Annotated in this window: 7 protein-coding genes and 2 rRNA genes; 8 read left to right on the top strand and 1 reads right to left on the bottom strand. The window is 73.7% G+C overall.

The features are described 5' to 3' along the window. The 4 genes from ACFY3L_RS22950 to ACFY3L_RS22935 all read left to right on the top strand — a co-directional run. Positions 1–94: ribosomal RNA gene (locus ACFY3L_RS22950) — 23S ribosomal RNA — on the top strand; the annotation flags it as partial. A 107-nt stretch (positions 95–201) separates the two neighbouring features. Then, positions 202–318, top strand: a 5S ribosomal RNA gene (gene rrf, locus ACFY3L_RS22945). Between the two features lie 97 nt (positions 319–415). After that, a complete protein-coding gene (locus ACFY3L_RS22940; protein WP_389327333.1) occupies positions 416–3,685 on the top strand; it encodes a hypothetical protein in 3,270 nt (1,089 codons plus the stop codon). Continuing rightward, positions 3,678–4,670 carry an HAD-IIA family hydrolase gene (locus ACFY3L_RS22935; RefSeq protein ID WP_389327330.1) on the top strand — a complete coding sequence of 331 codons (993 nt, stop codon included), beginning with the start codon at positions 3,678–3,680 and terminating at the stop codon, positions 4,668–4,670. Before ACFY3L_RS22940 ends, ACFY3L_RS22935 begins: the two co-directional genes overlap by 8 nt. Positions 4,671–4,677: 7 nt before the next feature. Here the strand turns inward: ACFY3L_RS22935 and ACFY3L_RS22930 are convergent, their stop codons facing one another. After that, positions 4,678–5,016, bottom strand: coding sequence for an SCP2 sterol-binding domain-containing protein (locus tag ACFY3L_RS22930; RefSeq protein WP_389327328.1), 339 nt, complete (start codon positions 5,014–5,016; stop codon positions 4,678–4,680). A gap of 126 nt (positions 5,017–5,142) precedes the next feature. Here ACFY3L_RS22930 and ACFY3L_RS22925 point away from each other — a divergent pair, with 126 nt between their 5' ends. Genes ACFY3L_RS22925 through ACFY3L_RS22910 form a run of 4 tightly spaced genes read left to right on the top strand, consistent with a single transcriptional unit; the run spans position 5,143 to position 7,746 of the window. Continuing rightward, complete coding sequence (locus tag ACFY3L_RS22925) at positions 5,143–5,817, top strand: phasin family protein (RefSeq protein ID WP_389327325.1); 675 nt, start codon at positions 5,143–5,145, stop codon at positions 5,815–5,817. Between the two features lie 47 nt (positions 5,818–5,864). Then, the gene (locus ACFY3L_RS22920; RefSeq protein WP_389327322.1) at positions 5,865–6,023 is read left to right on the top strand and encodes a hypothetical protein; all 159 of its coding nucleotides are present in this window, start codon (positions 5,865–5,867) and stop codon (positions 6,021–6,023) included. Continuing rightward, positions 6,023–6,835, top strand: coding sequence for a TlyA family RNA methyltransferase (locus tag ACFY3L_RS22915; protein WP_389327319.1), 813 nt, complete (start codon positions 6,023–6,025; stop codon positions 6,833–6,835). The genes ACFY3L_RS22920 and ACFY3L_RS22915 overlap by 1 nt, the downstream gene beginning before the upstream one ends. Beyond that, on the top strand, positions 6,832–7,746 hold the full coding sequence (locus tag ACFY3L_RS22910; RefSeq protein ID WP_389327316.1) for an NAD kinase: 915 nt from the start codon (positions 6,832–6,834) through the stop codon (positions 7,744–7,746). Before ACFY3L_RS22915 ends, ACFY3L_RS22910 begins: the two co-directional genes overlap by 4 nt. The last annotated feature ends 16 nt before the right edge of the window (positions 7,747–7,762 follow it).

The following is a 7,762-nucleotide window of genomic DNA, read 5'->3' as shown; positions in this document are numbered from 1 at the left end:
GCCCCCAGTTAGACCACTGGGTTGATAGGCCGGAAGTGGAAGCCTGGTAACAGGTTTGAGCTGACCGGTACTAATAGGCCGAGGACTTGACCTCATACAACGAGTTGTAGAGAGTAACGCATCCACTGTGTGATTCTGAACCAACACCAGAACGCACCCCCGAGAAGTTGGGGTGTGCGGTGGTTGACAGGTTCATAGAGTTACGGCGGCCATAGCGGAGGGGAAACGCCCGGTCCCATTCCGAACCCGGAAGCTAAGCCCTCCAGCGCCGATGGTACTGCACCCGAGAGAGTGTGGGAGAGTAGGACGCCGCCGGACAAATTTTCGATTAAGGGCCGCCCTTTCCTGGGGCGGCCCTTAATTCGTTTACCGGGTCGAGCGCATGCGGCGCACCCCGGTCGGGAAGGATGAAGTCGTGACTGCAGGACCCCACGACCGCGACAACAGCGGGCAGGACCGGGGCGAGCGCCCCGCTTCCGGCGACCGCAAACCACGTTGGACCGGCGCCGACCGCGATCGCGGGTCGGCCTCGAGTTCCCGTGCGCCCCGCGACGGCGACCGCTCGGGTCAGGACCGCTCCGGCGGCTTCCGCGACCGTGAGGGCGGGCCGCGTGGCGGTGGCTTCCGTGACCGTGACGGCGGCTCCGGGGGCGGCTACCGCTCCGGCGACCGCACGTCCGGCGGCGAGCGTTCCGGTGGGTTCCGGTCGGGCGACCGCGCCGGCGGATCCCGCGACGGCTATCGCGCCGGCTCCGGTGGCTACCGGTCCGGTGACCGTCCGGCCGGCGGCGACCGCTCGGGCGGCTACCGCTCCGGCGGCGAGGGTGGCTCCGGCGGCTTCCGGGGCGGCGACCGGCCCGCGCACCGCGACGGGGAGCGCTCCGGCGGTTTCCGTCCGCGCGAGGGCGGCGATCGGTCCGGCGGGTTCCGCGACCGGGACGGCGGCGGGCCGCGCGGCGACCGTGGTGACCGGCCGGGCGGGTTCCGCTCGGGTGGTTCCGGCGGGTCCGAGGGGTACCGGTCCGGTGGGGGCTACCGCTCCGGCGGCGACCGGCCGGGGTTCCGTGACGGGGAGCGTTCCGGTGGCTTCCGTCCGCGTGAGGGTGGCGACCGTTCCGGTGGCTTCCGCGACCGCGACGGTGGGCCGCGGGGCGACCGTGGGGACCGGCCGGGTGGCTTCCGGGACCGCGACGGCGGGTCGGGCGGCTTCCGCGATCGTGACGGCGCGCCTCGCGGCGACCGGCAGGGCGGCTTCCGTGATCGCGACGGCGCGCCTCGCGGCGACCGGCAGGGCGGGTTCCGCGACCGTGACGGCGCGCCTCGGGGTGACAGGCCCGGGTTCCGCGACGGTGCGTCGCGTGGAGACAGGCCGGGCGGATCCGGTGGGTTCCGTGACCGTGACGGTGGACCGCGGGGCGACCGCGGCGACCGGCCCGGTGGGTTCCGTGACCGCGACGGCGGGCCCCGTGGGGACCGGCCGGGTGGCTTCCGGGACCGTGACGGTGCGTCCGGCGGGTTCCGTGACCGCGATGGTGGGCCGCGGGGCGACCGCGGCGACCGGCCCGGTGGGTTCCGTGACCGCGACGGCGGGCCCCGTGGGGACCGGCAGGGTGGCTTCCGGGACCGTGACGGCGGGTCGCGGGGCGACCGGCCTGGGTTCCGTGACGGTGACCGGCAGGGCGGGTTCCGCGACCGGGACGGATCGCGTGACGGTGGTCCTCGTGGCGGCGGGTTCCGTGACGGTGGGCCGCGTGGCGACCGTGCCGGTGGTTTCCGGGATCGGGACGGCGGGCCGCGGGGTGACCGGCCGCCGTTCCGGGACAACGCCGCGCGTGGGGACCGGCCGTCGTTCCGTGACGGTGGACCGCGTGACGGTGCTGCTCGTGGTGGCGGGTTCAGGGATCGTGACGGCGACCGGCCGGGGTACCGCGACCGGGGTGACCGGCCCGGCGGGTTCCGGGACCGGGACGACCGCGGTGAGCGGACCGGTGGGTTCCGTGACCGTGACGGTGGCCCCCGCGGGGACCGGCCGAGTGGGTTCCGTGACCGTGACGGCGGGCCCCGTGGGGACCGGCCGAGTGGGTTCCGTGATCGTGACGGTGGTCCTCGTGGGGATCGGCCGGGTGGGTTCCGTGATCGTGACGGTGGTCCTCGTGGCGGTGGGTTCCGGGACCGGGACGACCGGGGCTCCGGCGGGTTCCGCGACCGGGGTGACCGGCCGGGCGGGTCCGGTGGGTTCCGTGACCGTGACGGTGGACCGCGGGGCGACCGCGGGGACCGGCCCGGAAACTTCCGCGACGACCGGGGCGGGCCGCGGCGTGACCGCGGCGACCGGCCCGGGCAGCGCGACGGCGGTCCCCGTGGCGGTGGCTTCCGCGACCGGGACTCCGGCGGGCGTGGTGCCGGCTTCCAGCGGCCCGAGGGGCTGCGGCGCGACGACGCCGGCGGGTACCGGCCGCGGCAGAGCGACCCGGGTTTCGTCGCCGAGGAGATCGAGGGCGAGGAGACCGTCAGCCGCGTCGCGGACCCGGTGCTCGCCGACGACATCGACCCGGCGGAGCTGGACCGTGAGGTGCGCAGCGAGCTGAGCTCGCTGGCCCGGCCCGTCGCGGAGGAGGTGGCCCGGCGGCTCATCGCGACCGGGCAGCTGCTCGAAGACGACCCCGAGCTGGCCCTCGCCCACGCGCTCGTCGCACGGCGGAAGGCGTCGCGCATCGCTGTGGTACGTGAGGCCGCCGGTCTCGCCGCGTACCACGCCGGGGAGTGGCAGACGGCGCTCGGTGAGCTGCGGACGTACCACCGGATGACCGGCCGGCAGACGCACATCGCGGTCATCGCCGACTGCGAGCGGGCGCTCGGGCGGCCGGAGAAGGCGATCGACCTGTTCCGGACCGCGGACCGGGAGAAGCTCACCGCCGAGGAGATCGTCGAGCTGCTGATCGTCGCCGCCGGTGCGCGCGGCGACATGGGGCAGCAGGACGCCGCCGTGGCGATGCTGCAGGTGCGCGAGCTGACGTCGGCACCCGAGGCGGTGTGGGCGGCCCGGCTGCGGTACGCGTACGCCGACGCCCTCCTGCGTGCCGGTCGCCGGGAAGAGGCCCGCGAGTGGTTCGCGCGCGCCGCCGACCTGGACGAGGACCTCGCCACCGACGCGGCCGAGCGGCTGCTGGAGCTCGACGGCATCGTCCTGGACGGCGACGATGACGACGACGAGGACCTCGCCGAGGACCGCGCCCCTGCCGACGACCGCGACGAGGACGAGGACGACGAGGACGACCGCGACGACGAAGACGACCGCGACGAAGATGACGACGCGGACGACTACGACGACGAGGACGACTACGACGACGACGACGCGGACCAGGACGACGAAGACGACTACGACGATGACGACGTAGACGACCAGGACGATGACGACGTAGACGACCAGGACGACGACCGCGACGGCGACTACGACGAAGAAGACGAGGACGCCGACGACGAGAACCCGGACGACCTGGACGACGACCGCGACGGCGACCGCGACGGCGAGCTGGACGACGAAGGCGACGGCGACCACGGGGACGACGACCGCGGCGAGGACGACGCGGACGACGACCGCGACACCGACGGCGAGGACCGGACGGTGACGGGCGCCGCTCGTACCGACGCGGAAAACGACGACAGAGGGACGGCGCGTGGCTGAAACCGCGGCCGAGGACCTCGTCAGCCACTATGACCTCGTCATCTTCGACCTCGACGGGGTCCTGTACCTCGCCGACCAGGTCATCCCGGGCGCCGCGGAGGCGTGTGCGCGGCTGCGCGAGCGGGGCATTCCCAGCGCGTACGCCACGAACAACGCCTCGCGGCTGCCCGGTGACGTCGCGGCGCTGCTGACGCGCATCGGCATCCCCGCCGACGTGCGGGAGGTCGTCACGTCCGCGCACGCGACGGCGCTGCTGCTCGCCGAGCGGTTCGCGGCCGGCACGCCGGTGCTGATCCTCGGGGCGCCGGCGCTGCAGGAGGAGGTCAGGGCCGTCGGGCTCCGGCCGGTCACCGACCCTTACGAGGCCGAGGTGGTCGTGCAGGGGTACGGGCCGGACGTCGCCATGCGGGACCTCGCCGACGCGTCGGTCGCCATCCGGGCCGGCGCGAAGTGGATCGCGACGAACGCCGACAAGACGCTGCCGTCGCCGCGCGGGCCGCTGCCCGGGAACGGCTCGCTGGTCGTGGCGCTCGCCACGGCCCTCGGGCGGCAGCCGGACACGATCGTCGGCAAGCCCGACCCGACGCTGTTCCTGGAGGCGGCGCGGGAGCGGTCGGCGGCACACCCGATCGTCGTCGGCGACCGGCTCGACACCGACATCGAGGGCGCGTACCGGGCGGGCATGGACAGCCTGCTCGTCCTCACCGGGGTCAGCGACGCCGCCGAACTCCTGGCCGCGCCGGTCGAGCGGCGGCCCACGTTCGTCGCGGAGGACCTGGCGGGGCTGTTCGAGACACCGCCGGAGGCCGGGACGAACCAGTGGCGCGTCGACGACCTCGGCGACCGCTGGGAGCTGACCGGCGACGGGCGGCGGGTGGACGCGCTGATGGCGCTGTGCTCGGTCGCGTGGGCGGCGGGTGAGGTCCGGCCCGTCACGGCGAACGGCGAGGCCGCCACGGCGGCGCTGCAGTGGATGAAGCTCTGATCGAGCCCTAGAGCAGCTTCCGCAGCTTCAGCAGGTCGAACACGCCCGCGTCGATCTTGATGCGGCCGCTGGTCCAGGCCTGCATGACGTTGAGCTCACCGTTGACGAGGGCGACCAGGTCGTCGCTCGTCGCGGTGAGCTTGATCTTCGCGCGGGGGTCGTCGCCGTCGGTCAGGCCGGAGATCTGCCCGTCCTTCAGCTGCCCGTGGAACGCCACGTTCAGGTCCGTGACCCGGCAGGCGAGGGAGCGGTCGAAGTCCAGCTTCTCCCGGGCCTCCGCGGCGTTCGCGGCGAGCTTCGCCCCGAGTTTCTGCAGCGCGGCGCGGCATTCCTCGACCGTGGCCATGTTTCCCCCCGTTTCCGTGCATCCAAATGTCCAATGCGGACACTTGGATTGTGACCGTACCGTACGGCGTCACGGACCGCCCGGTAGCGTGAACAGCGGTACACCACTTGGAGGAGAGGCGCAACCATGGCTCAGGAAGCCTGGCGGGCATACCTGGAACTGGCCTACGGCATGACCGAGGCGACGACCAAGAAGGCGACCAAGACGGTCCGGAGGCTGGTCGGCAGGAGCGGCGCGACCGCGGAGCAGCTGCAGGTGATGGCGGAGGACCTGCTGAAGGCCGGCACGGCCAACCGTGAGGCGATGACCAAGCTCGTCCGGTACGAGCTGGACCGCGCCCTGGGCGCCGTCGGTCTCGCCACGGCGGAGGAGGTCTCGGCGCTGACGAACCGCGTGCACGAGCTGGAGGCGAAGCTGAAGGCGGCCGCCGCGAAGCCGGCACCGGCCGAGCCTGCCGCCACGTCGCCGATCGAGCTCTCGCCGGTCGAGCCGGAGCCGGCGCTGCCGGTCGGGGCCGAGGCCGTCGAGCCGGAGGCCGTCGCGCCGGCGGTGAAGAAGACGGTCGCGAAGCGGGTGGTCGCCAAGAAGACGGCCGCCGCTCCGGCGAAGACCGCCCCGGCCCGGAAGTCGGCGGCCACGAAGGCCGCCCCCGCGCAGGCCGAGGCGCCGGCGGCACCCGTCAAGAAGTCGGCCCCGGCGAAGAAGGCGGCGGCGAAGGCCGCGGTCGAGAAGATCGCTGAAGCGTCGGATGTGGCGCCTGTGAAGAAGGCCTCGCCGCGGAAGCGGGCGTCGTCCTCGTGAGCATCACTCCCGGTCCAGGTCCAGCTCCCGTCCCCGGTCCGGGCCCGATGCCGGGTCCGCCCGGTGCGGCGGCGCTCGGGCGGGTCGAGGCGGCGGTCGAGGCGCTCAACGGGGTAGCGTCGCTGCCGTTGCAGCGTCAGGTCTCGGTGTACGCCGATGCCCACCGCACGCTGCAGGAGACGTTGGGCACGATCGAGGAACGGTGATGGCGCGGCGGACACGACTCGATGCCGAGCTGGTGCGCCGCGGCCTGGCCCGGTCGAGGGAGCAGGCGGCAGCGCTGATCGCCGAGGGGCGCGTCGAGGTGCGCGGCGTCGTGGCCGGCAAGGCGGCCGCCCAGGTCGACCCGGCCGACCCCGTCCACGTGCTCGCCTCGCCCGGCGGCGACGAGTACGTGTCGCGGGGCGGCCACAAGCTGGCCGGCGCGCTCGCGGCGTTCGAGGCGCTACCGGTACAGGGGCGGCGGTGTCTTGACGCCGGAGCGTCCACGGGCGGCTTCACCGACGTGCTGCTGCGCCGGGGCGCGGCGTCCGTCGCGGCCGTGGACGTCGGATACGGCCAGATCGCCTGGTCCCTGCGCACCGACGAGCGGGTGACGGTGATCGAACGCACGAACGTGCGCACGCTGACACCGGACGTCATCGGCGGGCCCGTCGACCTGACCGTGGCCGACCTGTCGTTCATCTCGCTGCGGCTCGTCCTCGCCGCCCTCGCGGCCTGCACGTCGGCCGACGGGGATCTGGTACCGATGGTGAAGCCGCAGTTCGAGGTCGGTAAGGAACGGGTCGGGGAGGGCGGCGTCGTGCGGGACCCGGCGCTGCGCGCGGAGGCGGTGCTGGACGTTGCGGCCGTCGCCGCGGAGCTCGGCCTCGGCGTCGCGGGGGTGACGGTCAGCCCGCTGCCCGGACCGTCCGGCAACGTCGAGTTCTTCCTCTGGCTGCGCCGCGACGCGCCCCCGGTGTCCCGTGCCGCGGTGTACGAGGCGGCCTCCGCCTCTCTGGAAGGATTGGTTCCGTGACGGGTCCGGAGCACAGCGGGGGGCCGAGAGAGGCGCTGCTCGTCACCCACACGGGGAAGCGCAGCAACAACGAGCACGCCCGGACGGTGGCCGCGGACCTGCTCGACAACGGGTTCACGGTCCGCGTCCTCGCCGAGGAGGCCGGCGAGCTCGACATCCCGCGGGCCGTCCCGGTCAGCGGCGAGGCCGCCGCGCAGGGCGTGGAGATCGTGTTCGCGCTCGGCGGCGACGGCACCCTGCTGCGGGCCGCCGAGCTGGCCCGGCCGGCGAAGGCGCCCCTGCTCGGCATCAACCTGGGCAAGGTCGGGTTCCTCGCCGAGGCCGAGATCGGCGACGTCGACAAGGCCGTCCGAGAGGTCGTCGAGCGCTCGTACACCGTCGACGAACGCCTCACGGTCGACGTCTTCGCCGAGCACGACGGGCGTCCGGTCGGCTCCTCGTGGGCGCTCAACGAGGTGACGGTGGAGAAGGGCGCCCGCGAGAAGATGCTGGAGCTGCTCGTCGAGGTCGACGGCCGGCCCCTGTCCCGCTACGGCTGCGACGGCGTCGTGTGCGCCACGCCGACGGGCTCGACGGCGTACGCGTTCTCCGCCGGTGGCCCGGTCGTGTGGCCGGAGCTGGAGGCGCTGCTGCTGGTGCCGATCAGCGCGCACGCCCTGTTCAGCCGGCCGCTCGTCATCGCACCGACCTCGACGATCACCGTGAACGTCGAGCCGTTCACCAGCTTCGCGCTGCTGTCCTGCGACGGCCGGCGGGTCATGGACCTCGCGCCGGGATCGACGGTCACCGTGCGGCGCGGCGCGCTCCCCGTCCGGGTGGTCCGCCTGCGTGAGCGACCCTTCACCGACCGCCTCGTCGCGAAGTTCGACCTGCCGGTCGACGGTTGGAGACACAACAAACGGCACGGCTGAGTGGAGAAGTGTCGTA

It is taken from the genome of Dactylosporangium sp. NPDC000521, assembly GCF_042898305.1.
GTDB lineage: Bacteria > Actinomycetota > Actinomycetes > Mycobacteriales > Micromonosporaceae > Dactylosporangium.
This window is presented reverse-complemented; position numbering and strand designations above follow the sequence as displayed.